Source organism: Streptomyces sp. NPDC051563, assembly GCF_044454225.1.
Taxonomy (GTDB): domain Bacteria; phylum Actinomycetota; class Actinomycetes; order Streptomycetales; family Streptomycetaceae; genus Streptomyces.
This window is the reverse complement of sequence record NZ_JBITDL010000001.1, coordinates 358,680-381,308: the sequence shown is the minus strand read 5'-3', so window position 1 is coordinate 381,308 and position 22,629 is coordinate 358,680. Positions and strand designations below refer to the sequence as shown.

At 71.6% G+C, this 22,629-nt stretch carries 19 protein-coding genes and 4 tRNA genes; 10 read left to right on the top strand and 13 right to left on the bottom strand.

The genetic code is table 11. From position 1 onward, the window contains the following. Nucleotides 1-77: 77 nt before the first annotated feature. The 4 genes from ACIA8F_RS01830 to ACIA8F_RS01815 form a co-directional block, all read right to left on the bottom strand. A complete protein-coding gene (locus tag ACIA8F_RS01830) occupies nucleotides 78-2,483 on the bottom strand; it encodes a DEAD/DEAH box helicase (protein WP_399376184.1) in 2,406 nt (801 codons plus the stop codon). 309 nt (nucleotides 2,484-2,792) lie between these two features. Further along, a complete protein-coding gene (locus ACIA8F_RS01825) occupies nucleotides 2,793-3,371 on the bottom strand; it encodes a hypothetical protein (protein ID WP_399376182.1) in 579 nt (192 codons plus the stop codon). Nucleotides 3,372-3,487: 116 nt separating this feature from the next. Then, nucleotides 3,488-3,862, bottom strand: a complete 375-nt coding sequence (locus ACIA8F_RS01820) for a fluoride efflux transporter FluC (protein WP_399376181.1) — start codon at nucleotides 3,860-3,862, stop codon at nucleotides 3,488-3,490. Continuing rightward, nucleotides 3,859-4,368, bottom strand: coding sequence for a CrcB family protein (locus ACIA8F_RS01815; protein WP_399376180.1), 510 nt, complete (start codon nucleotides 4,366-4,368; stop codon nucleotides 3,859-3,861). Before ACIA8F_RS01815 ends, ACIA8F_RS01820 begins: the two co-directional genes overlap by 4 nt. Nucleotides 4,369-4,474: 106 nt before the next feature. On the opposite strand from ACIA8F_RS01815, the gene ACIA8F_RS01810 reads away from it, so the two are divergent. The 4 genes from ACIA8F_RS01810 (at nucleotide 4,475) to ACIA8F_RS01795 (ending at nucleotide 5,264) form a co-directional block, all read left to right on the top strand. After that, the gene (locus ACIA8F_RS01810; protein ID WP_383951903.1) at nucleotides 4,475-4,825 is read left to right on the top strand and encodes a metallopeptidase family protein; all 351 of its coding nucleotides are present in this window, start codon (nucleotides 4,475-4,477) and stop codon (nucleotides 4,823-4,825) included. A gap of 155 nt (nucleotides 4,826-4,980) precedes the next feature. Next, nucleotides 4,981-5,053 (top strand) — tRNA-Glu (locus tag ACIA8F_RS01805). A 38-nt stretch (nucleotides 5,054-5,091) separates the two neighbouring features. Further along, nucleotides 5,092-5,165, top strand: a tRNA-Asp gene (locus tag ACIA8F_RS01800). Between the two features lie 22 nt (nucleotides 5,166-5,187). Next, a tRNA-Phe gene (locus ACIA8F_RS01795) sits at nucleotides 5,188-5,264 on the top strand. A gap of 40 nt (nucleotides 5,265-5,304) precedes the next feature. On the opposite strand, the gene ACIA8F_RS01790 is transcribed toward ACIA8F_RS01795, so the two are convergent. The 3 genes from ACIA8F_RS01790 to ACIA8F_RS01780 form a co-directional block, all read right to left on the bottom strand. Beyond that, the gene (locus tag ACIA8F_RS01790) at nucleotides 5,305-6,180 is read right to left on the bottom strand and encodes a cytochrome c biogenesis CcdA family protein (RefSeq protein ID WP_399376179.1); all 876 of its coding nucleotides are present in this window, start codon (nucleotides 6,178-6,180) and stop codon (nucleotides 5,305-5,307) included. Continuing rightward, nucleotides 6,177-6,968: a DsbA family protein gene (locus ACIA8F_RS01785; RefSeq protein ID WP_399376178.1), complete on the bottom strand. Its 792-nt coding sequence runs from the start codon at nucleotides 6,966-6,968 to the stop codon at nucleotides 6,177-6,179. Before ACIA8F_RS01785 ends, ACIA8F_RS01790 begins: the two co-directional genes overlap by 4 nt. A 64-nt stretch (nucleotides 6,969-7,032) precedes the next feature. Further along, nucleotides 7,033-7,515 carry a hypothetical protein gene (locus ACIA8F_RS01780; RefSeq protein ID WP_399376177.1) on the bottom strand — a complete coding sequence of 161 codons (483 nt, stop codon included), beginning with the start codon at nucleotides 7,513-7,515 and terminating at the stop codon, nucleotides 7,033-7,035. A gap of 170 nt (nucleotides 7,516-7,685) precedes the next feature. On the opposite strand from ACIA8F_RS01780, the gene hrpA reads away from it, so the two are divergent. After that, nucleotides 7,686-11,621: an ATP-dependent RNA helicase HrpA gene (gene hrpA, locus ACIA8F_RS01775; RefSeq protein ID WP_399376176.1), complete on the top strand. Its 3,936-nt coding sequence runs from the start codon at nucleotides 7,686-7,688 to the stop codon at nucleotides 11,619-11,621. Nucleotides 11,622-11,690: 69 nt separating this feature from the next. Next, a tRNA-Asp gene (locus ACIA8F_RS01770) sits at nucleotides 11,691-11,764 on the top strand. 709 nt (nucleotides 11,765-12,473) lie between these two features. On the opposite strand, the gene bldC is transcribed toward ACIA8F_RS01770, so the two are convergent. Both bldC and ACIA8F_RS01760 read right to left on the bottom strand, forming a co-directional pair. Beyond that, complete coding sequence (gene bldC / locus ACIA8F_RS01765) at nucleotides 12,474-12,680, bottom strand: developmental transcriptional regulator BldC (protein ID WP_003949541.1); 207 nt, start codon at nucleotides 12,678-12,680, stop codon at nucleotides 12,474-12,476. Nucleotides 12,681-13,269: 589 nt separating this feature from the next. Then, complete coding sequence (locus ACIA8F_RS01760) at nucleotides 13,270-14,124, bottom strand: hypothetical protein (RefSeq protein WP_399376175.1); 855 nt, start codon at nucleotides 14,122-14,124, stop codon at nucleotides 13,270-13,272. 181 nt (nucleotides 14,125-14,305) lie between these two features. Here ACIA8F_RS01760 and ACIA8F_RS01755 point away from each other — a divergent pair, with 181 nt between their 5' ends. After that, the gene (locus ACIA8F_RS01755; protein WP_399376174.1) at nucleotides 14,306-15,418 is read left to right on the top strand and encodes a Leu/Phe/Val dehydrogenase; all 1,113 of its coding nucleotides are present in this window, start codon (nucleotides 14,306-14,308) and stop codon (nucleotides 15,416-15,418) included. A 307-nt stretch (nucleotides 15,419-15,725) separates the two neighbouring features. Then, complete coding sequence (locus ACIA8F_RS01750) at nucleotides 15,726-15,992, top strand: DUF3073 domain-containing protein (RefSeq protein ID WP_266878982.1); 267 nt, start codon at nucleotides 15,726-15,728, stop codon at nucleotides 15,990-15,992. A gap of 178 nt (nucleotides 15,993-16,170) precedes the next feature. Here the strand turns inward: ACIA8F_RS01750 and purM are convergent, their stop codons facing one another. After that, nucleotides 16,171-17,241, bottom strand: coding sequence for a phosphoribosylformylglycinamidine cyclo-ligase (gene purM / locus ACIA8F_RS01745; RefSeq protein ID WP_383951919.1), 1,071 nt, complete (start codon nucleotides 17,239-17,241; stop codon nucleotides 16,171-16,173). A 159-nt stretch (nucleotides 17,242-17,400) separates the two neighbouring features. Next, nucleotides 17,401-18,918 carry an amidophosphoribosyltransferase gene (gene purF / locus ACIA8F_RS01740; RefSeq protein ID WP_399376172.1) on the bottom strand — a complete coding sequence of 506 codons (1,518 nt, stop codon included), beginning with the start codon at nucleotides 18,916-18,918 and terminating at the stop codon, nucleotides 17,401-17,403. 159 nt (nucleotides 18,919-19,077) lie between these two features. Here purF and ACIA8F_RS01735 point away from each other — a divergent pair, with 159 nt between their 5' ends. Both ACIA8F_RS01735 and ACIA8F_RS01730 read left to right on the top strand, forming a co-directional pair. After that, nucleotides 19,078-19,173, top strand: a complete 96-nt coding sequence (locus ACIA8F_RS01735; protein ID WP_399376170.1) for a putative leader peptide — start codon at nucleotides 19,078-19,080, stop codon at nucleotides 19,171-19,173. Nucleotides 19,174-19,313: 140 nt separating this feature from the next. Beyond that, nucleotides 19,314-20,750 carry a sulfatase-like hydrolase/transferase gene (locus ACIA8F_RS01730; protein WP_399376169.1) on the top strand — a complete coding sequence of 479 codons (1,437 nt, stop codon included), beginning with the start codon at nucleotides 19,314-19,316 and terminating at the stop codon, nucleotides 20,748-20,750. Between the two features lie 113 nt (nucleotides 20,751-20,863). Here ACIA8F_RS01730 and ACIA8F_RS01725 read toward each other — a convergent pair whose 3' ends face one another. Together ACIA8F_RS01725 and ACIA8F_RS01720 are read right to left on the bottom strand one after the other, a co-directional pair. Beyond that, a complete protein-coding gene (locus ACIA8F_RS01725; RefSeq protein ID WP_399376168.1) occupies nucleotides 20,864-21,691 on the bottom strand; it encodes an META domain-containing protein in 828 nt (275 codons plus the stop codon). 38 nt (nucleotides 21,692-21,729) lie between these two features. After that, the gene (locus ACIA8F_RS01720) at nucleotides 21,730-22,521 is read right to left on the bottom strand and encodes a sterol carrier family protein (RefSeq protein WP_399376167.1); all 792 of its coding nucleotides are present in this window, start codon (nucleotides 22,519-22,521) and stop codon (nucleotides 21,730-21,732) included. Nucleotides 22,522-22,629: the final 108 nt, after the last annotated feature.

Below are 22,629 nucleotides of genomic sequence, written 5' to 3'. Positions count from 1 at the left end.
GGGGCCGACAACGCCGACAGGGCCCCCACGACGGGTGTCGTGGGGGCCCTGTCAAGCAGTCAGTTCAGCGACCGGTATCAGTCGTTGCGCTTCCAGCGGGGCTTGTCGTCGCGGCGGCCGAAGGAGGAACCGCCGGTCGAGCCGGAGGGGCGGTTGTCGTCGCGACGGCCGTACGGGCGGTCGCCGCCGGCCGGACGGTCGCCGCCGGAGCGGAAGCCACCGGAGGGGCGGTCGTCGCGGCGGAAGCCGCCACCGGTGGGACGGTCGCCGCCGGAACGGAAGCCGCCACCGGACGGGCGGTCGCCACCGGAGCGGAAGCCGCCACGGTCGCCACCGCGGTCGTCACGGTTGAAGCCGCCCGAGGGACGGTCGTCGCGGCGGAAGCCACCACCGGTGGGACGGTCACCACCGGAGCGGAAGCCACCACCGGCCGGACGGTCGCCGCCGGAGCGGAAGCCGCCACGGTCGCCACCGCGGTCGTCACGGTTGAAGCCGCCCGAGGGACGGTCGTCGCGACGGAAGCCACCACCGGTGGGACGGTCGCCACCGGAACGGAAGCCACCACCGGCCGGACGGTCGCCACCGGAACGGAAGCCACCGGACGGACGGTCGTCGCGGCGGAAGCCACCACGGTCGCCACCGCGGTCGTCACGGTTGAAGCCGCCCGAGGGACGGTCGTCGCGACGGAAGCCACCACCGGTGGGACGGTCGCCGCCGGAGCGGAAGCCGCCACGGTCGCCACCGCGGTCACCGCGGTCGTCACGGCGGAAGCCGCCACGGTCGCCGCCACGGTCACCACGGTCGTCGCGACGGTTGTCGCGGCGCTCGTAGTTGCCGCGGTCGTCACGGCTCTGGAACGCGGGGCGCTCCTCGACGACGGGCTCGGCCAGGACGGCCGCGACCTCGGCCTCGGCGGCCTCGACCACCTCGGCGACAGCGGCCTCGGGGTCCTCGCCGCGCTCGCGCGCGGAGCGGGCGACCAGGCGGTCGGCCTCCTCGCGCAGCTCGACGGCGCGGCGGGAGAGGCGCTCCAGCTGCTTGGTGAGGTCGGCGACCTCGCGCTCGGCCTGCTTCGCGGCGTTGTTCGCGGAGTCGGCCTGAACCTGGGTCAGCGAACGCGCACCGGTGATCTCGGCGACCTCGGGGTCGAAGGCGCCGACGCCCTGGACGATGTGGCGCGAGGCGTCGACGCCCGCGTCCTCCATCAGGCGGAAGATCTGGCGGCGCTGGTGCGGGAGCGCCAGCGACACGACGACACCGGACTTGCCGGCGCGGGCGGTACGGCCCGAGCGGTGCAGGTAGTCCTTGTGGTCGCCGGCCGGGTCCACGTTCAGGACCAGGTCGATGCCGTCGACGTGGATGCCGCGGGCGGCGACGTCGGTGGCGACGAGCGCGTTGACGTAGCCGTCCTTGAAGTCGGCGAGGACGCGGGTACGGGCGCCCTGCGTCATGCCGCCGTGCAGCGCGTCGGCCTTCACGCCGGACTCGATGAGCTGCTCGGCGATGCGGTCGGCGCCCAGCTGGGTGCGGACGAAGATGATGGTGCGGCCCTTGCGGGCGGCGATGGCGGCCGTGACCGGCGCCTTGTCCTTCGGCTTCACGACGAGGACGTGGTGCGTCATGGTCGTGACGTTGCCCTGCGCGCTGTCGACCTCGTGCGTGACGGGGTTGGTCAGGTAGCGCTTGACCAGGGTGCCGATCTCGTTCTCCATGGTGGCGGAGAAGAGCATGCGCTGGCCGCCGCCGGGGATCTGGTCGAGCAGCTCGGTGACCTCGGGCAGGAAGCCCAGGTCCGCCATCTGGTCGGCCTCGTCGAGGACCGCGACCTGGACGTTCGCCAGGGAGCAGGCGCCACGGTTGATGATGTCGCGCAGACGGCCGGGGGTGGCGACGAGGACGTCGACACCGCGCTCCAGAGCGAAGATCTGGTTGCTCATGGAGGTACCGCCGCAGACGACCTTCATCTTGAGGCCGAGCACGTCGCCGTAGGGCTGGAGGGCGTCCGCGACCTGCATCGCGAGCTCACGCGTCGGCGTCAGGATGATCGCGCGGGGCTTCTTCTTCTCGGTGTGCCCGCCGGCCAGCGAGGCCAGGGTCGGCAGACCGAAGGAGAGGGTCTTGCCGGAGCCGGTGCGGCCACGGCCGAGGATGTCCTTGCCGGCCAGGGCGTCCGGGATGGTCGCGGCCTGGATCGGGAAGGGCGCGGTGACGCCGTTCTGGGCGAGCTTGCGCACGATGCCGTCCGGCAGACCGAGGTCGCCGAAGGTCAGGGTGGGCTCGGCGTCGGCGTCGGCACCGGACGCGGCGTCGGAGTTGAAGTCTTCGGTGGAGTCCTCGAAGGAGTCGTCGGACTCGTCGGACTCGTGGTTCGTCACGTCGGCCTCGAGGGCCTCGATGATCTCGTCGGCGACGACGGCCTCAAGGGCCTCGGTGACCGCGAGGGTCTCGGCGTCGACGATCTCGTTGGAGTCGTTCTCGGGCATGACGGAACGGTCAGAACTGGAAATGGACATGCGAAATGCGAAACCTTCCGGAGTCTCGGCACGCGCCCAAACTCCGTGAATCGCAAATCGACCGCCTCAATGCGGTCAGCCACGGTTGGGGAGAGTACGCGCCACGCGGCGCTCTTCGGAGTCGGCGCCGGGCAATGGGATCAAACGATCTATAACCATACGCACCCTCCCCGGGGTCTGGCAAGTCGCTCCCCCAAAGAAGGCGCTGACCTGCGGAAACACCCTCCGCCCGCCGGAGCCCGGCGGGCGGATCACCCCGGGGCCGAGCCCGTCTCGGGCCTACGGCTGCCCGCCCGTCTCGGGCGTCGGCTCCGGCTTCGGGGGCTCCGGACTCGGTGTGGGTTCCGTCACGGGCGGCGGGGAGACCGGCGGGGCGGGGCTCTGCGGTTCCGGGGTCGGGGAGGCGGGCTGGCCGCCGCCGGAGGCGCCGCCTCCGCCGGAGCCCGACCCGGAGCCGGCACCGCCCGTCGGGGGGTGCTGGGGCCCCTGGCCGCCGGCTCCGCCGCCCGGACCGGCCGACGGCGAGGGCGCCCCGGGCGGACCGGCCGGCGCGCCCGGGCTGGGGGAGGCCCCGGCCGCGCCGGCGGCGTTCCCGGGGCCTCCGGCCTTGCCGTCCTGGTTCCCCGTACCGCCCTTCGAACCGTGGCCGCCGCCCTGGCTCGCGGCGCCCTTCCCGGACGAGGAGCCGCCGCCGGACTTGCCGCCCTGGGCGCCCGCCGATGCGGAGGGCCCGGGCTTGGCGGCGTCCTCCCCGACGCTCATGCATCCCGCGGTAGCCGCCACCGCGAGGGCGGCGACGGCGAGCCGGAGCGAGCGGGAGGGACGCGAGGAGCGGAGGGAAGCGGACAACTGGCGCACGGGGCACCTCCGGAACGCTGGCAAGGGTCCGCGATGAGCGGGTCAATGTGCCCAACTCCCCGTGCCCCGTTAGGGACACGCCCCAGCACGCCCTAAGGGGGACGAGGGTCGCGCCGTCAGGCGAACAGGTGTCCAGCCACCTGTCGGCCGAGCGTGACCCCGCCCAGCCCGACCAGGACCGAGGCGGTCACGTTCGCCGCCGCCAGGAACGTCCAGCCCCGCTCGGCCAGGCGCAGGGTCTCGTAGGAGAACGTCGAGTAGGTGCTCAGCGCCCCGCACAGGCCGGTGCCGAGCAGCAGGCTCAGCCGCGAGGAGGCTGCCCCGTCGAGCACCGCCCCGGTGAGCGCCCCCAGCACCAGGGAGGCGGCCGCGTTCACCACGAAGGTCCCCCAGGGGAAGACCGAGTCGTGCCGCGTCTGCACCGCGCGGTCGGTCAGGTACCGCAGGGGCGCCCCGACGGCCGCGCCCACCATGACGAGCAGCCAGTTCATCCCCGCCCCGCCTTCCGCCCCGCTCCCGCCCCCGGCCGCGGGCCGTCGCCGACCGCGCGCCGGGTGATCACCGCCGCCGCCCACACCGCGCCCAGCGCCGCGGCCACCGTGAGCCCGGCGTACGCCAGCGCGGTACCGGCCTCGCCGGCGTCGAGGAGCCGCGCGAAGTCCACGGCGTAGGTGGAGAAGGTGGTGAACCCGCCGAGCACCCCGACCCCGAGGAAGGGCCGTACGAGGGGATGCGCCGCGCGGCCGCCCTCGCTGATCAGCACCATGAGGACGCCGATGAGCGCGCAGCCCGACACGTTGATCCAGAAGGTGCCCCACGGGAAGGCCCCGGGCGCGGCCGGCCACAGCAGCCCGACCCCGTACCGGGCCGCGGCGCCCGCGGCGCCGCCCGCCGCCACCGCCGCGAGCACCCCGCGCTGCGGTTCGGCCCGCTGCGCGGGCACGTGCAGGTCCACGTCCGGGTCGATGGGCTCGGCCCCCTCCGCCGGCCCGGTCATCCGCACTCCGCTTCACAGGTCGCCACCGGGTCATTCTCGCGCGCCGGGTCCCGGCCCGCCGGAACCGAGCCGCCGCAAACGGGCCGCGGCACGGGAGAATGGCCCCGTGCTGGAGATGACGCGTGACGCGTTCGAAGAGCTGGTGGCCGAAGCGCTGGACTCGATCCCCGAGGAGCTGACCCGGGTCATGGACAACGTGGCCGTCTTCGTGGAGGACGAGCCCGCCGCGGACGACCCGGAGCTGCTCGGCCTCTACGAGGGGACCCCGCTCACGGAGCGCGGCGAGTGGTACGCCGGGGTGCTGCCCGACCGGATCTCGATCTACATGGGGCCGACCCTGCGGATGTGCGGGAGCACGGACGAGGTGGTCCACGAGGTCGCCGTGACGGTGGTCCACGAGATCGCCCACCACTTCGGCATCGACGACGAGCGGCTCCACGAGCTCGGCTGGGGCTGAACTCCCGGGGCCCCTGCGGGCAGCTTCGGGGCCGCTCCCGGACCGCCTGCGGCCCGTCCCGGACCCGCCCGCGGAAACCGTTTTGGCGATCGCCGCCGGGATCCCATATGCTTCTCACGTCCCCGACGCGCTGGAAAGTGCCCGGCGGGCCTTTAGCCCTCATCGTCTAGTGGCCCAGGACGCCGCCCTTTCAAGGCGGTAGCACGGGTTCGAATCCCGTTGGGGGTACGCATTACCGTGTGCGAGACTCGTCTCGCACATTGCAAGGACCTGTGGAGCAGTTGGTTAGCTCGCCACCCTGTCAAGGTGGAGGTCGCGGGTTCAAGTCCCGTCAGGTTCGCTGAAGCCGGAAACGGTTTCGTGGCTGGGTAGCTCAGTTGGTACGAGCGATCGCCTGAAAAGCGATAGGTCGCCGGTTCGACCCCGGCCCCAGCCACCAGAATCAAGAAGGCCCCGTCCATCGGACGGGGCCTTCTTCGTCATTCCCCTTCCGGCCCCGTACCCGTACCCATGCCCGCGCCCGTGCCCGCTTCCGCAGCCCGGACCCGCCGGCGCCACTGCGCCAGGCCCGTGCCCGCCGCAGCCACGGCCACCGCCCCGAGCAGCGCCCAGTCCGGAACCGCGTCCGCCACCGCCTGCACCCGCTGCTCCACCGCGAAGGAATCGTCCACGTCCAGCAGCCCCGGCAGGGCGCTCGCCCCGTCGTAGGCCAGGAACAGCACGCCGAGCAGGATGAAGAACAGGCCCGAGGCGAGCGAGGTCGTGTGCAGTTCGAAGCGGCCGACCGAGAAGGCGCGGCCGCGCAGCCAGCGGCGGCGGCCCAGGTCGAAGCGCTCCCAGAGCAGTGCCAGCACGAACAGCGGCACGGCCATGCCCAGGGCGTACACCGCCAGCAGCAGGCCCCCGTAGACCGGGCTGCCGCTGACGGCCGCCACCGTCAGGACGCTGCCGAGGATGGGCCCGGCGCAGAAGCCGGCCAGTCCGTAGACCGCGCCCAGCGCGTACACCGACAGGGCCGTGGTCGGCCGGATCCTGCCCGACAGCTCGGAGAGCCGCTTCGGGGCGAAGCCCAGACCGAGGATCTGGGCGAGGCCGAGCCCGATGATCAGCCAGCCGCCGCACAGGACGAGGGCCTCGCGGTTGCCGTGGAAGAACCGGCCGGCGTACGAACCCGCCGCCCCCAGCGGTACGAGGGTGGTCGCGAGGCCCGCGTAGAAGATCCCGGTGCGCGCGAGCAGCCGGGAGGTGGAGTCGATGGAGTACGCGAAGAAGGCGGGCAGGAGCAGCGCGCTGCACGGGCTGAGCAGCGCGAGGAGGCCGCCGAGCAGGGCGGCCAGGTATCCGGCGTCGGTCACTTCGCGGCCGCCTGCGCCTGCGCCTTGGCCCGGGCGATGGCGGCGTCGAAGGCCGCCGCGGGCTGGGCTCCCGCGATGGGCTGCCCGTTGATCAGGAAGGACGGGGTGGAGGTCACCCCGATGCGGTAGCCCTCGTCCTGGTCCTTGCGGAGCGCGGCGGCGGCCTGCTCCCCGGCCATGTCCGCCGCGAAGCGCTCCAGGTCCGGGACCCCGGCCTCCCGCGCCAGCTCGGTCAGCCGCTCCGCGCCGAAGCCCTTCTCCTTGGCGCCCTCGGCGTACGCGGCCGCGTGGAACTGCGCGAAGCGGTCCTGCTGCCCCGCCGCCCAGGCGGCCTTGGCGGCGGCCTCGGAGTCGGCGCCGAAGATCGGGAAGTTGCGCCACTCGATGCGCAGGGTGCCGTCCTCCACGTACTTCTTCACGAGCGCGGGCTCGGTGTCGCGGGCGAACTTCCCGCAGTAGCCGCACTTGAAGTCGGAGTACTCGATCAGGACGACGGGCGCGTCGGCCCGGCCGGCCGCGAGCTTGTCGCCGGCCTCGCGCCGGGCCAGGGCCTTGAGCTGCGCGGCCGGGTCCGTGGCCGATCCGGCCCCCGGAGTCTGCGGGGAGGCGGCCGCGGACGGCCGGGCAGCCCCGTCGGTGCCCTGATCGGGCTTGGTGGCCTGCCAGGAGACGAGGCCGAGGGTGACGGCGGCGAGGGCGACTCCGGCGGAGATCAGCAGGGGCTTGCGGGAGGAAGAGGCGGACGACGAAGAGCGAGAAGAAGGGGAAGGGGAAGGGGAAGGGGACATGCGGGTGCTCCAGGGCTGTGCGGGACGGGAGGGGCGGACCGGGCGGCCGATGCGGCCGGTCCTCCTAGACCCGCATCACGGACAGCTCCAGCGGGGACGGCGCCGACTGACCGGGCCCGCGTACGAGGACCCGTACGGGTATCGCCCGCGAAGGGACGGCCACCTCGGGCCCGGGCCGCGCGGCCGGGGCCTGGGCCTGGGCCTGGTCGGATCCGGCCCGCCCCGGCAGGGCGGGTACGCCGTCGCGGCCGGGGGATACCGGAGCGCAGGCGGGCCCGGCGGGGGCGGCAGCGGCGGCCGGGCCGGCGGAGTCGGCGAAGGCCGCGACGGCCGGTGTCGCCTCGCCGGCCGGGCCCACGGGACCCACCGGGACCGCGCGGGCCACCGGACCCGCCGGACCCACCGGACCCACCGATGCCACCGGTCCCACGGCGGCCGCCGGAATCCGGGCCGCCGCCGGTGCCGCCGCGGCCTGGAAGGTCCCGGCCAGCAGGGCCCAGCCCAGGAGTACCGCGAACAGGCACCGGAGGCGGTGGCTGCGGGACATCGTGGGCGGCCTCTCGCTGGGAGTCACCGCGACGGCACCGGGACATCGCCGGGGACACGTCGGGGGGACACATCGGGGTAACACTCGGGGGACTCGTCCCGAAATGGTACGGGTCGGCCCCACAAATGCGTTCGCCACCCGGCACCTACGGGTGAGATCCTCGACCAGGTATGTCTACTTCCTTCGCCGCCCTGCAGACGCTTCTCGGTGAGATCTCCCTCCGTGACGCGCACCGCCTCGGCCGCCGCCTCGAAGGCGCCCGCCGCATCCGCAAGCCCGAGGCCAAGCAGGCCGTGCTCGACGAGATCGCCGCGGAGGCCGAAACGGCCGCCGCGCGACTGGCCGGGCGCGCCTCGCGGAAGCCCGAGGTCACGTATCCCGAGAACCTGCCCGTCAGCCAGAAGAAGGACGAGATCGCCGAGGCGATACGCGACCACCAGGTCGTGATCGTCGCGGGCGAGACCGGCTCCGGCAAGACCACGCAGATCCCCAAGATCTGCATGGAGCTGGGGCGCGGGGTCCGGGGCATGATCGGGCACACCCAGCCCCGCCGGATCGCGGCCCGCACGGTCGCGGAGCGCATCGCGGAGGAGCTGAAGTCCGAGATCGGCCAGACCGTCGGCTGGAAGGTCCGGTTCACCGACCAGGTGGACCAGGACGCGACCTTCGTGAAGCTGATGACGGACGGCATCCTGCTCGCCGAGATCCAGACGGACCGCGAGCTGCGCGCGTACGACACGATCATCATCGACGAGGCCCACGAGCGGTCGCTGAACATCGACTTCCTGCTCGGCTACCTGGCCACGCTGCTGCCCAAGCGCCCCGACCTCAAGGTGATCATCACCTCGGCGACCATCGACCCGGAGCGCTTCTCCCGGCACTTCGGCGAGGCCCCGATCGTCGAGGTCAGCGGGCGCACGTATCCGGTCGAGGTGCGGTACCGCCCGCTCCTCGAGGACGATTCCGAGGACTCCGACCGCGACCAGATCACCGCGATCTGCGAGGCCGTGGACGAGCTCCAGGCGGAGGGACCGGGCGACATCCTGGTCTTCCTCTCCGGCGAGCGCGAGATCCGCGACACGGCGGACGCACTGGAGAAGCGCAAGCTCCGCCTGACCGAGGTCCTCCCCCTCTACGCGCGCCTCTCGCACGCCGAGCAGCACCGCGTCTTCCAGCAGCACACCGGCCGGCGGATCGTCCTGGCCACCAACGTGGCCGAGACCTCGCTGACCGTCCCCGGCATCAAGTACGTGATCGACCCGGGCAGCGCCCGCATCTCCCGCTACAGCCACCGCACCAAGGTCCAGCGGCTGCCCATCGAGCGGATCTCGCAGGCCAGCGCCAACCAGCGCAAGGGCCGCTGCGGCCGTACCTCGGACGGCATCTGCATCCGGCTGTACTCGGAGGACGACTTCCTGACCCGTCCGGAGTTCACGGACGCCGAGATCCTGCGCACCAACCTGGCCTCCGTCATCCTCCAGATGACCGCGGCCGGCCTCGGCGAGATCGAGAAGTTCCCCTTCATCGACCCGCCGGACCACCGCAACATCCGCGACGGCGTGCAGCTGCTCCAGGAGCTCGGGGCGCTCGATCCGAACGAGAAGGATCACAAGAAGCGGCTCACGCCCATGGGCCGCCAGCTCTCCCAGCTGCCCGTGGACCCGCGCCTCGCACGCATGGTGGTGGAGGCGGACAAGAACAACTGCGTGCGCGAGGTCATGGTCATCGCGGCGGCCCTGTCGATCCAGGACCCGCGCGAGCGGCCCTCGGACAAGCAGACGCAGGCGGACCAGAACCACGCCCGGTTCAAGGACGAGACGAGCGACTTCCTCTCGTTCCTGAACATGTGGCGCTACGTCCGGGAGCAGCAGAAGGAGCGCGGCTCGTCCTCCTTCCGCCGGATGTGCAAGCAGGAGTACCTGAACTTCCTGCGGATCCGCGAATGGCAGGACATCTATTCGCAGCTGCGTACGGTTGCCAGGTCCATGGGCATCCACGTCAACGAGGCCGACGCCCCCGAGACGAGCGTGCACATCTCGCTGCTGGCCGGCCTGCTGTCGCACATCGGGCTGAAGGACACCGACAAGAACGAGTACCTGGGCGCCCGGTCCGCGAAGTTCGCGATCTTCCCGGGCTCCTCGCTGTTCAAGAAGCAGCCCAAGTTCCTGATGTCGGCCGAGCTGGTGGAGACCTCGCGGCTGTGGGCCCGGGTGAACGCCAAGGTCGAGCCGGAGTGGGTGGAGCCGCTCGCCCAGCACCTGATCAAGCGCACGTACAGCGAGCCGCACTGGGAGAAGGACCAGGCGGCCGTGATGGCCTTCGAGAAGGTCACGCTGTACGGGGTGCCGATCGTCGCGCAGCGGAAGATCAACTACGGCCGGATCGACCCCGAGGTCTCGCGCGAACTGTTCATTCGCAACGCCCTCGTCGAGGGCGACTGGCGGACCCACCACAAGTTCTACGCCGACAACCGCAGGCTCCTCACCGAGGTGGAGGAGCTGGAGAACCGGGCCCGGCGCCGCGACATCGTGGTCGACGACGAGACGCTCTTCGACTTCTACGACCAGCGGATCCCCGAGCACGTGGTCTCCGGGGCGCACTTCGACTCCTGGTGGAAGCACAAGAAGCGCGACGAGCCCGAACTGCTCGACTTCGAGCGGGAGATGCTCCTGACGGAGAAGGCGGCCGGGGTCACCAAGGCCGACTACCCGGACTCCTGGATGCAGGGCCGGCTGAAGTTCCGGGTGACCTACCAGTTCGAGCCCGGCGCGGACGCGGACGGCGTGACCGTCCACATCCCGCTCCAGGTGCTGAACCAGGTCACGGACGAGGGCTTCGACTGGCAGATCCCGGGTCTGCGCGAGGAGGTGGTCACGGAGCTGATCCGGTCCCTCCCGAAGCCGATCCGCCGGCACTACGTGCCCGCGCCGAACTACGCGACCCGCTTCCTGGCCACCGCGCATCCGCTGCAGGAGCCCCTGCACGTGACGCTGGCCCGGGAGCTGCAGCGGATGGTCGGGGTCCCGGTGAACCCCGAGGACTTCGACCTCACCCGCATCCCCGAACACCTGAAGATCACCTTCCGGATCGTCGACGAGCGCCGCAAGAACCTCGCCGAGGCCAAGGACCTGGAGGCCCTGCGGCTCCAGCTCAAGCCGAAGGCCCGCCAGGCCCTCTCGCAGGCCGCCGCGGCCAGCGCCGAGCGCGAGGGCGGGGAGTCGGTGGAGAAGACCGGGCTGACGGACTGGACGATCGGGACGCTGACCAAGGTCTTCGAGACCCGCCGGGCCGGGCAGCCGGTGAAGGCGTACCCGGCGCTCGTGGACGCCGGTACGAGCGTCTCCGTACGCCTCTTCGACACCGAGGCCGAGCAGCAGCAGGCGATGCGGCTCGGGACCCGGCGCCTCATCCTGCTCAACATCACGGTGAACCCGGCGAAGTTCGCCTCGGACCACCTGAGCAACCAGCAGAAGCTGGCGCTGTCGCGCAATCCGCACGGCTCCATCCAGGCCCTGTTCGACGACTGCGCGACCGCGGCCGCCGACCACCTGATCGCGCGGCACGGCGGCCCGGCGTGGGACGAGGCGGGCTTCCGCACGCTGTACGAGGCCGTGCGCGCCGACCTGGTGGACACGACCGTACGGACGATCACGCAGGTGCAGCAGGTGCTGGCGGCCTGGCAGGCCTGTGAGCGGCGCCTGAAGACCACGGCCAGCCTGGCCCTGGTGGCCAACGTCCAGGACGCCAGGACGCAGCTCGCGGCGCTCATGCCGGCCGGGTTCGTCACGCTGACCGGACTGCGCCGGCTGCCGGACCTGATGCGCTACCTCGTGGCCGTCGACCGGCGGCTCCAGCAGATGCCCACGGGCGTCCAGCGCGACACCACGCGCATGGAGAAGGTCCACGAGATGCGGGACGAGTACCTGTGGCTGCTGGAGCAGTTGCCGAAGGGCAGGCCGGTCCCGGCGGAGGTCACCGAGATCCGCTGGATGATCGAGGAACTGCGGGTCAGCTACTTCGCGCACGCGCTCGGAACGGCCTATCCGGTCTCCGACAAGCGCATCGTGAAGGCGGTGGACGCGGCGGCCCCGGGACCTGCTCGGTGATCGGGTTCGACTGCACCCCCTGAGCTGCGGTACAGTCTGATTCGCAGCCGCCCAGCGGGTGCAAGTCAAGGACCTGTGGAGCAGTTGGTTAGCTCGCCACCCTGTCAAGGTGGAGGTCGCGGGTTCAAGTCCCGTCAGGTTCGCAAGATCGTCAGGGCCCGCATCCTCTGGATGCGGGCCCTGACGCGTTTCCGGGGTGCGGCTGCGGGGTGCGGGGTGCGGTTGCCGACGCGAGCGCGGGGGCCGGCCGGTGCTCGTTGCGCCGGATGGCCCACCAGCCCGCCCCACGGGCCCGATTGGACCCCCGGCTCCCCCAGGACCCCCACGAGGCCCCTCACGGCACACTGAGGGGCTCCTGGAGCCCCGTACGGGCCCTACCGGCACCACCCGGACCGCCGGCGGCCCCCCCCCAGCGCCCACCACGGGCCCGCCCCGGGCTCCGCCACGCCCCCGGCCGCCCCCAGCGCGGGCTTCGCCGTCTCCGCGAAATCGCCCGTCCGGATGATGCGGTCTGCGCGGCACGTCCCTTTACGGGGTGCATTGCCTGATCCACAAGAGTGATCATCTGTGACGGGAGTCACCCCATGTGTTTTTGAGACGCACGCTTTTATGGGACTCATACGCCCACTCGATTTTATATGTGCCATTGCACCCACCCCGGCCGGCTCCGCACATCAGCGCGATAAGGCCCTGACCAGGGCATAAAAAAGATCGCGCTGGACCCGGCGGAGTCCAGCGCGATCGAACGACTGATGAACCTGTTGGGGCAGGTCCGGCCGTTTCAAAGCTCTGTGGGTCTCATCGGATTGGGGGACCCGATATCGACCCGGCAATAAGTCGTGCTGCGGAACCTCAGGCCTCGCTGCGCTGCTGCGGAATTCCCGCAAGCAGTGCGCGGACCTCAGCCTCGCGGTAGCGGCGGTGTCCACCCAGGGTGCGGATGGACGTGAGCTTGCCAGCCTTGGCCCAACGGGTGACCGTCTTCGGGTCCACGCGGAACATCGTGGCAACCTCAGCCGGGGTCAGCAGCGGCTCGGCATCAGGGGTGCGAGCGGTCATGAGCGGCCTCCTCGGGAGAACCGAACCATCTCGGTTCTTTCCTCTAAATTCTGCACCTTGGCCCACGTTGCCCGAAATGGACATACGCGGGCCGAGTCGGTTATAGGACGAACGGCTTGTCCTCGGCACTACAACTACACCATCCGTCCAGCCTCGACGGCCAAACCGATGGAATTGCCCTCCGAGGTGTTCATCAGCGGCGGAAGCCGATGGACCGTCCCATAACGGACAGTCACCCCACTGTGACGATCAGTCACAGAGCGATCAGGAGTCGTCAGACCCCCCGTAGAGTGCAATACCGAGCATTCCGCCCGTAGTTGGACGGAAGGAACCCTCCCCGGACTCCTTGTCCTATTTTGGCACGAGGGTAGGGGAAGGGCGCAAGGGTGTAGAAAGTGCGGTCCGTCACGCTTGGGCCAATGGCCCGTATCGGGACGTAGGTCCCGGAACAAAGACCCAAAAGAGGGCATCCTGGCCTTGAGCTGGCCGTTCTCCTCCGTGCTCGGCCGATCGGCCGATGGACAACCGCCTCCGGAGTCGCTACCGGGGTCGTGCAGGTCACTCGGAGAAAAAAACGGAACCGGATGCCTCAGTTGGCGAAGAGTCTCTCCCGGACCGCCCGCCACCGCTCCGCCAGGGCCCCGTACGTCCGCGCCGCCCCGTCCCGGTCCCCGCTCCGCAGGGCCGCGAGCCCCGCCGACAGGTCCGCCGCCGAGTGGTCGGCGTCCAGCCGCTCCGCCGGCAGGGCGTGCAGCAGCCCGCCGTAGTCCAGCTCCACCATCGCGCGGGGGTGGAACTCCTCCAGCCAGCTCCCGACCTCCACCAGGCCCTCGGCGAGCATCCCGTACCCCTCGGCCTCCCGCAGGGTCCGCAGCCCGCGCGCGAGCCGGCGCCGGGCCTGCACCATCGGCGTCCGGTAGCGCAGCACCTCGCCCGGCACGTACTCCCGCTCCTCGTCGGACACCAGCACGAACCAGCGCAGGGGCACCTGCCAGACCCCCGTGCGGATCCACGGCCGCGCATCGGGATTGCGCCCGCGCCAGGCCTCGTACTCCTCGGCCGCGCGGCGGCGGGCGGCCGCGGGCAGGGCGGCGTCGAGCACCGGGAGCGGGAACTCGGCCACCAGCTCCTGGAGCGCGAGCCAGCCGCGCAGCCTCGTACGCCAGGGGCAGACCAGCAGGACCCCGCCGACCTCGGCGGTGAAGGCGTCCGCGCTCTCGTGCGCCGGGACGCCGACCACCGGGACCCGGACCAAGTCCACCAGCGACCGTCGCAGTTCGTCCTGGGCGGTCGGGACCGCGCCGCGCCGGGCGTAGTCGGCCCAGTGGGTGCGCTCGGGCTCCGGAAAGGCCGTCAGCGGCTCGTAGACGCGCAGGTAGGAGGCGTACGGGACAGCGGGGGCCGAGCGGGCGGACGGCAGCCGGGGATCGGGGGATTCGCTCACGCTCTCGTACTCCCCCGCCCCGCCCGGCGCTACTCCGGCGGGCGGTCACCCACCTGCCCCCAACCCCTGAGTGTCCCGATCTCCGGACCGGGAGGTTCGCCGGGCCCCCGAGGTCTTACGCTGCTCCCAGCGCGCCCTCCCCCACCCGCAGGGCGGGCGTCTTTCCCGCCGCATCTCTTCCATGGGAGTCACCACCGTGACCGAAATGACCGACGGCGTCCTGCACACCCTGTTCCGCAGCGAACAGGGCGGCCACGAGCAAGTCGTGCTGTGCCAGGACCGAGCCTCCGGCCTGAAGGCCGTCATCGCGATCCACTCCACCGCCCTGGGCCCCGCCCTCGGCGGAACCCGGTTCCACGCGTACGCCTCGGACGAGGAGGCCGTCCTCGACGCGCTGAACCTCTCGCGCGGCATGTCGTACAAGAACGCGCTCGCCGGACTCGACCTCGGCGGCGGCAAGGCCGTCATCATCGGCGACCCCGACGTCTTGAAGTCCGAGGAACTGCTGCTGGCCTACGGCCGGTTCGTGGAGTCCCTCGGCGGCCGGTACGTGACCGCCTGCGACGTCGGCACCTACGTGGCCGACATGGACGTCGTGGCCCGCGAGACCCGCTGGGCGACCGGCCGCTCCCCCGAGAACGGCGGCGCCGGCGACTCCTCCGTCCTCACCGCCTTCGGCGTCTTCCAGGGCATGCGCGCCAGCGCCCAGCACCTGTGGGGCGACCCGACCCTGCGCGGCCGCAAGGTCGCCGTCGCGGGCGTCGGCAAGGTCGGCCACCACCTGGTGGAGCACCTGCTGGAGGACGGCGCCGAGGTCGTCATCACGGACGTCCGCACCGAGTCCGTGCAGCGGATCCTCGACAAGCACCCCGGCAAGGTGACCGCCGTCGCCGACACCGAGGCGCTGATCCGCGTGGAGGGCCTGGACATCTACGCCCCCTGCGCGCTCGGCGGGGCCCTGAACGACGACTCGGTGCCCGCACTCACCGCGAAGATCGTCTGCGGCGCGGCGAACAACCAGCTCGCCCACCCCGGCATCGAGAAGGACCTCGCGGACCGCGGGATCCTCTACGCGCCGGACTACGTGGTCAACGCGGGCGGGGTCATCCAGGTCGCCGACGAGCTGCGCGGCTTCGACTTCGACCGGTGCAAGGCGAAGGCCACGAAGATCTTCGACACCACGCTGGAGATCTTCGCACGTGCGAAGGCGGACGGGATTCCGCCGGCCGCGGCGGCCGACCGCATCGCCGAGCAGCGGATGGCGGACGCCCGCAGCGGGGCGCGCACCGTCTGACCCTCCCGACCCTCACGGGGCCCTTACGGGGCTTCTGGGCGGCCCGCGGGGGCGCAGCGAGACGGAACTCACTGCGCTTCGGCGGGTCGCCCGTCAGGAAACGGCTAAAATCGCAGCTGACCAGCGAGGACGGGGCGCCTTGCTGGTACTGCACCGGGGCGCGTCATGCGGGCGGCGTACCGTATGGCCGCGGAAGCAGGTACCGTTAAACCCCTACGGACGGTCTCTCCACGGAGAGCCCGCTCCGAACCATGAACGCGTGTCAGACTCTGGGGCCGTCGAGCCCCGTCACCGAGGGGGTCGAGCCATGGGGCGCGGCCGGGCAAAGGCCAAGCAGACGAAGGTCGCCCGCCAGCTGAAGTACAGCAGCGGCGGGACTGACTTGTCGCGTCTGGCCAATGAGCTGGGCGCATCGCACACGGAACCGCTGCCTGTCAGCGAGCCGGTCGTCGATGACGAGCTTGATGATGATGACGAGGACGACCCGTACGCCAAGTACGCGGAGCGCTACAACAGCGATGACGACGACGAGGACGAAGAGTCCGGTCCGTCCGTCTACCGTCGCGGTGCTTGACGCGCCCATCGGCGTCGAACTCGCGGTGCGCTGATCCTCAAGCGCGGCACACAGCTTCACATGCACGGAAACCCGGTCCAGGGCATCGCCCCGGGCCGGGTTTCCGTGCTGTTCGCGCAGGTGGGAGCCCCACGGGGAGCCCCCGTGGGAGCCGGTGGTGGCCGGCTCCCCACGCCGGTCAGCCCGCGTAGTCACCGGTCATCGTGGCGCCCTCGGCGTGGTCGCCGCGGTCCAGGATCTCGCCCGCGACCCAGGCCTCGACACCCCGGTCGGCCAGGGCGGTCAGGGCCACGTCCACCGACTCCTGCGGGACCACGGCCATCATGCCGACGCCCATGTTCAGGGTCTTCTCCAGCTCCAGGCGCTCCACCTGGCCGGCCTTGCCGACCAGGTCGAAGATCGCGCCCGGGGTCCAGGTCGAGCGGTCGACCGTGGCGTGCAGGTGGTCCGGGATCACCCGGGCGAGGTTGGCCGCGAGGCCGCCGCCCGTGATGTGGGAGTACGCGTGCACGTCGGCCGTGCGGGTGAGGGCCATGCAGTCCAGCGAGTAGATCTTGGTGGGCTCCAGCAGCTCCTCGCCGAGGGTCCGGCCGAGCTCCTCGACGTGGCTCTCCAGGGACATTCCGGCCCGGTCGAAGAGGACGTGGCGGACCAGCGAGTACCCGTTCGAGTGAAGACCGGACGAGGCCATCGCGATGACGGCGTCGCCCTCGCGGATGCGGTCCGCACCCAGCAGGCGGTCGTACTCGACGACGCCGGTGCCGGCGCCCGCCACGTCGAAGTCCTCCGGGCCCAGCAGGCCGGGGTGCTCGGCGGTCTCGCCGCCGACCAGGGCGCAGCCGGCCAGCACGCAGCCCTCGGCGATGCCCTTGACGATGGCCGCGACACGCTCGGGGTGAACCTTGCCGACGCAGATGTAGTCGGTCATGAAGAGCGGCTCGGCACCGCACACGACGATGTCGTCCATGACCATCGCGACGAGGTCGTGGCCGATGGTGTCGTAGACGCCCATGCGCCGGGCGATGTCCACCTTGGTGCCGACCCCGTCGGTGGCCGAGGCGAGCAGGGGGCGCTCGTAGCGCTTGAGGGCGGAGGCGTCGAAGAGGCCGGCGAAACCGCCGAGGCCGCCGAGGACCTCGGGGCGCTGCGTCTTCTTCACCCACTCCTTCATCAGCTCGACGGCGCGGTCTCCCGCGTCGATGTCCACGCCCGCGGCTGCGTAGCTGGCACCGGTGGTCTTCTCTGTCATGACAGGAGAGAGCTTTCGTGTCGTTGCTGCGTGTGGTGCGAGGCCCTGGAAAAGCCTGAAAGGAAGGCCCCGCGCAGGTTGAGCAGGATGAGGGGGGCGGGGAGGTGCCCCGGTGCGCGGGCTCGTGAGAGCCCGCGCACCGCGGCGTTGCCTCGGGCCCTACGGACGCCGGAGGGCGTCGGCGGCGTCGGTGCCGCCGGCCAGCTCCGATTCCAGGAGCTGCTTGCCCAGGAGCTGCGGGTCGGGCAGCTCCATGGGGTACTCGCCGTCGAAGCAGGCACGGCAGAGGTTGGGCTTCTGGATGGTGGTCGCCTCGATCATCGAGTCGAGCGAGATGTACGAGAGCGAGTCCGCGCCCATCGACGTGGCGATCTCGTCGACCGTCATGCCGTTGGCGATCAGCTCGGCCCGGGTGGCGAAGTCGATGCCGAAGAAGCACGGCCACTTCACCGGCGGCGAGGAGATCCGGATGTGGACCTCCGCCGCGCCGGCCTCGCGGAGCATCTTGACCAGGGCGCGCTGGGTGTTGCCGCGGACGATCGAGTCGTCGACGACCACCAGGCGCTTGCCCCGGATGACTTCCTTGAGGGGGTTGAGCTTGAGACGGATGCCGAGCTGGCGGATCGTCTGCGAGGGCTGGATGAAGGTCCGGCCCACGTAGGCGTTCTTGACCAGGCCGACCCCGTACGGGATCCCGCTGGCCTCGGCGTAGCCGACGGCGGCGGGCGTGCCCGATTCCGGTGTCGATATCACCAGGTCGGCATCGGCCGGGGCTTCCTTGGCCAGGCGCCGGCCCATCTCGACACGCGAGAGGTAGACGTTCCGGCCGGCGATGTCGGTGTCCGGGCGCGCCAGGTAGACGTACTCGAAGACACAGCCCTTGGGCTTTGCTTCCGCGAAACGAGAGGTCCGGAGACCGTTCTCGTCGATCGCGATCAGCTCGCCCGGCTCGACCTCGCGGACGAAGCTGGCGCCGCAGATGTCCAGGGCGGCGGTCTCGCTCGCCACGACCCAGCCGCGCTCCAGGCGGCCGAGGACCAGCGGGCGGATGCCCTGCGGGTCACGGGCGGTGTAGAGCGTGCCCTCGTCCATGAAGACGAGCGAGAAGGCGCCCTTCACCTTCGGGAGGACCTTGGTGGCCGACTCCTCGATGGTCAGGGGCTTGCCGTCGTCGTCCGTCTGGCCGGCCAGCAGGGCGGTGACCAGGTCGGTGTCGTTGGTGGCCGCCACCTGGGTGGCGCGGCCGTCCTGACGGGGGAGGTCGGCGACCATTCCGGCCAACTCGGCGGTGTTCACCAGGTTGCCGTTGTGACCCAGGGCAATGGAGCCGTGGGCGGTCGCGCGGAAGGTCGGCTGAGCATTCTCCCAGACGGAGGCGCCAGTGGTCGAGTAGCGGGCGTGACCGACCGCGATATGACCCTGGAGCGAGCCGAGAGAGGTTTCGTCGAAGACTTGGGAAACGAGGCCCATGTCCTTGAAGACGAGGATCTGGGAACCGTTGCTCACAGCGATACCCGCGGACTCTTGTCCACGGTGCTGCAGTGCATACAGTCCGAAGTAGGTGAGCTTGGCGACCTCTTCACCCGGAGCCCAGACACCGAAGACGCCGCAAGCGTCCTGGGGGCCCTTTTCGCCGGGGAGCAGGTCGTGGTTGAGTCGTCCATCACCACGAGGCACGCCCCCGAGTGTAGGCGAGATCGACCACTGGTCCGAATTGGGGATGCCCGGGAAATGTCACAGCACGCAGGGTGACGGAACCTGTTCGGAGTCCGGTCGTCTCAATATCCGGATTGCCCTGGTTGACAGCTGCCTGTCGTTTCGTACAAGCTCCGGCCCATGCAGCCTCTCGGTGACCGCACCGTCACCCTCGTCGTGCGCCGACACGTGGACCTCGTCCGTGTCGCCAGCGCCATCTGTCGCTGTTCCGCGTAGCTCGCGCCGCTTTTCCCTTTCCCTTTTCTCCTTTCCCCGCCGCTTTCCGTTCGGGTTTGCTCCGCCGTGCCCTGCGCCGTCCCGCGCTGCCCGGAGCCGGCCCGTGCCGGACGGCCGGCGGGCCCTGCTCTGGAGTACCCGTGACCTCGAACGAACCCAACCTGTCCCGGCGCGCCTTCGGCGGCGCGGTCGGCGCGACCGCGGCCGCCGCCGCGGTGGGGCTGGGCACCGCCGCCCCGGCCCAGGCGGCGCCCGCCGCCGAAGACCGCCACGCGGGCCCGCAGGAACGGGAGTTCCGGGCCGAGCGGGGACGCCGCTCCCGCCGCCCGAACATCCTGTTCATCCTCGGGGACGACCTCGGCTGGGCCGACCTGTCCTCCTACGGCTCCCCGAACATCAAGACCCCGAACCTGGACCGGCTCGCCCGCCAGGGCGTCCGCTTCACCGACGCCTACTCCGGCTCCGCGACCTGCTCCCCGACCCGCTTCAGCCTGTACACCGGCCGCTACCCGGGGCGCACCAAGGGCGGGCTCGCGGAACCCATCGCCGACAAGACGGCCGGCCTGGAGCCGACCCACCCGACGCTGGCCTCGCTGCTGCGCGGCTCCGGGTACGCGACGGCGCTGATCGGCAAGTGGCACTGCGGCTACCTGCCCGACTACAGCCCGACCAAGTCCGGCTGGGACGAGTTCTTCGGGAACTTCGGCGGGGCGCTGGAGTACTACTCCAAGCTCGGTCTCGGCGGCGAGTACGACCTCTACGAGGGCGACGCCGAGTACAAGGACCTGCGGTACTACACGCGGATCCTGACCGAGCGGGCGAGCGAGTACGTCTCCCGCGACCACGGCGACAAGCCCTGGCTGCTGAACCTCAACTTCACCACCCCGCACTGGCCGTGGATAGCCGACGGCGACACCGAGGAGAGCGCCGAGGTCACCCGCCGGATCAAGGCCGGCGACGGCCGGGCCCTGTGGCACCAGGACGGCGGGTCCGTCGAGAAGTACCGGCAGATGGTGGAGGACCTCGACCGCTCGATCGGCGAGGTCCTGAAGGCCCTGAAGCGCTCCGGCCAGGAGGAGGACACCCTGGTCTTCTTCGCCAGCGACAACGGCGGCGAGCGCTTCTCCTACAACTGGCCGCTCTCCGGCAACAAGGCCTCCCTCCAGGAGGGCGGCATCCGGGTCCCGACCATCGTGCGCTGGCCCGCCCGGCTCGACGGCGGCCAGGTCAGCCGCGTCCCCGTCTTCACCCCGGACTGGACGGCCACCCTGCTGGAAGTGGCGGGCGCCCGCGCGAACCCGGCGTACCCGCTGGACGGGGTCAGCCTCGCCGGATACCTGCTGCGCGGCGAGAAGATCGCCGAGCGCAACCTGTTCTGGCGGGTGCGCGGGGAGCGGGCGCTGCGCCGCGGCGACTGGAAGTACTACCGCGGCAAGGCGGGCCGCGACCAGCTCTTCAACCTGGCCGGGGACATCCGCGAACAGGCCGACAAGGCGGCACTGGAGCCGGCCCGGCTGGCCGAACTCCGCGCGGCCTGGGAGAAGACGGACGCGGGGCTGCTCCCGTACCCGGCCTGATCACCCACTGATCACCCGCCCCGGCCCGGCGGCGCGGTCCACAGCCTGTGGAAAGCCGATGGCGATGTCGTTCGTCGAAGGACGGCGGGACCGCGCCCGCCCGAGGGTCGGGGTCACTCGACGGCCGAGGCGGCCTTCGCGGTGAGGGCCCTGGCCGGACCGGGCGCCGTGAGCGTGAGGGTGTCGCCCTGGATCCTCCAGTCGAGCGGGCCGGAGCCGAACAGCTCGGTGAGGGCCCGCTCCACCTCTCCGGGGCCGCCCTCACAGGCCATCCGGGTGATGGTGAGGGGGCCGAAGGTGAGCCGGTTCCCCTCGACGGCGGCCGTCGCGTTGAAGCGGTTGCAGCCGAGGCTGCCGCTCGCCGTGCCGTCCGCTGCCAAGGTGAAGCGGGCCCGGCCCGCCGCGTCGGCCGGGACCGAGGCGGCGCTCTCCCCCGCGATCAGGGAATCGACGGTCCACTGCGTGGCGACGAGCGGGGCGGCGGGGGCCGGGGGCTTCGAGCTCAGGGCGATCGCGTTCCCGTCCGGGGCCTTCAACGTGATCTTCTCCGGGCTCCGTTCCACGGTGAGCCGGCCCGTGAACAGCCGGGCGAAGGCCGTCTCGAACGGCAGGTCGGGGCAGGCCGTCTCGGTGTGGACGCCGGGCGACACGGTGATGGCGGCCGCCGAGTCGAAGACCACCGCGGCGGTGAAGCCGTTGCAGCCGTAGTTCCCGGTGGCCTCGGCCTCGTTGCCCTTGCCGCGCTCCACGGACAGCCGGGCGGCCGCGGGGGCCGCCAGGGTCTTGCCGTCGACGGTCAGGCTCTCGACCGACCAGGGTCCGGAGAAGTCCTGGAGCGGGAGCGTCCCCCGCGCGCCCCCGCCGTCACCGCAGGCGGTGGCGGTGGCGGACAGCGCGAGTACGGCGACCAGGGCGGCGGGGAGGAGCGGCAGCGTACGCATGCCGGTGGGACGCGGCCGGCCGCGAACCGGTTCCCGGATCAGCTCATCAGGGGGAGCAGCGCCGAGAGGTCGGCCCGCTCGCCGCTGGCCCTGACCTGCGCCTCGTCCAGCGCTGCGGCCCAGCTCGTGCGGCCGGTGGCGAGCCTGATCCAGGTCAGCGGGTCGGTCTCCACCACGTTCGGCGGGGTGCCGCGGGTGTGCCGGGGCCCCTCGACGCACTGCACCACGGCGAACGGCGGGACCCGGAACTCCACCGCCCCGCCCGGGGCCTTGAGGGCGAGGGCGTCGGCGAGCAGCCGGGTGCAGGCGGCCAGGGCCTGGCGGTCCACGGGGATGTCCAGTCCGGTGGCCCGGCGCAGGTCGTCGGTGTGGACGACGAGCTCCACCGTCCGGGTGACCAGGAAGTCGGCCAGGGTCATGGCCCCGATCCACAGGTCCAGCACGCGGCTGCCCGGGTTCGCGTCGAGCGCCTCGGCCAGGCGGGCGCCGGCCCGGTCGAAGAGCTCGGCGAGCGGGGCGCCCTCCAGGGTCTCCTTCGCGGCCTCCGCGATCTTCCCCGCGAGCGAGGCCGTCGCGAACGGCCACTCGGCGGCGGACAGCTCGGCGACGGCGGCCGGGGGCCGGGCGAGGCCGGCGGCCAGCGAGTCGGCGATCCACGCGATGTGCGCGGCCAGCTCGGCGACGGACCAGTCCCCGACCCCGCTGGGGAGGGCGAGCCGCTCCGGCTCCAACTCCCGTACGGCATCGCGCACATGCCCGAACTGCGCGAGGACGGCCGTACGGGTCCGGGCCGGGTCGTAGGTGCGCGGCTTCTTCTTCGCGGGAGGCATGGAGCCGACCTTACGCCGCCCCGGCTCCTGCGCACCCGGTGCGCACGCCCTGCCGGAACGGACGAGCCCCCGCCCGGATCGGTTCCGGACGGGGGCTCGGTGGTCACG

Excerpts from the sequence above, each read along its gene's own strand:
- ACIA8F_RS01830 (WP_399376184.1), bottom strand. The coding sequence starts at position 2,483 with ATGCCCGAGAACGACTCCAACGAGATCGTCGACGCCGAGACCCTCGCG.
- ACIA8F_RS01820 (WP_399376181.1), bottom strand. The coding sequence starts at position 3,862 with ATGAACTGGCTGCTCGTCATGGTGGGCGCGGCCGTCGGGGCGCCCCTG.
- ACIA8F_RS01815 (WP_399376180.1), bottom strand. The coding sequence starts at position 4,368 with ATGACCGGGCCGGCGGAGGGGGCCGAGCCCATCGACCCGGACGTGGAC.
- ACIA8F_RS01785 (WP_399376178.1), bottom strand. The coding sequence starts at position 6,968 with ATGTCCCCTTCCCCTTCCCCTTCCCCTTCTTCTCGCTCTTCGTCGTCC.
- ACIA8F_RS01780 (WP_399376177.1), bottom strand. The coding sequence starts at position 7,515 with ATGTCCCGCAGCCACCGCCTCCGGTGCCTGTTCGCGGTACTCCTGGGC.
- hrpA (WP_399376176.1), top strand. The coding sequence starts at position 7,686 with ATGTCTACTTCCTTCGCCGCCCTGCAGACGCTTCTCGGTGAGATCTCC.
- bldC (WP_003949541.1), bottom strand. The coding sequence starts at position 12,680 with ATGACCGCTCGCACCCCTGATGCCGAGCCGCTGCTGACCCCGGCTGAG.
- ACIA8F_RS01755 (WP_399376174.1), top strand. The coding sequence starts at position 14,306 with ATGGGAGTCACCACCGTGACCGAAATGACCGACGGCGTCCTGCACACC.
- ACIA8F_RS01750 (WP_266878982.1), top strand. The coding sequence starts at position 15,726 with ATGGGGCGCGGCCGGGCAAAGGCCAAGCAGACGAAGGTCGCCCGCCAG.
- purM (WP_383951919.1), bottom strand. The coding sequence starts at position 17,241 with ATGACAGAGAAGACCACCGGTGCCAGCTACGCAGCCGCGGGCGTGGAC.
- ACIA8F_RS01735 (WP_399376170.1), top strand. The coding sequence starts at position 19,078 with ATGCAGCCTCTCGGTGACCGCACCGTCACCCTCGTCGTGCGCCGACAC.
- ACIA8F_RS01725 (WP_399376168.1), bottom strand. The coding sequence starts at position 21,691 with ATGCGTACGCTGCCGCTCCTCCCCGCCGCCCTGGTCGCCGTACTCGCG.
- ACIA8F_RS01720 (WP_399376167.1), bottom strand. The coding sequence starts at position 22,521 with ATGCCTCCCGCGAAGAAGAAGCCGCGCACCTACGACCCGGCCCGGACC.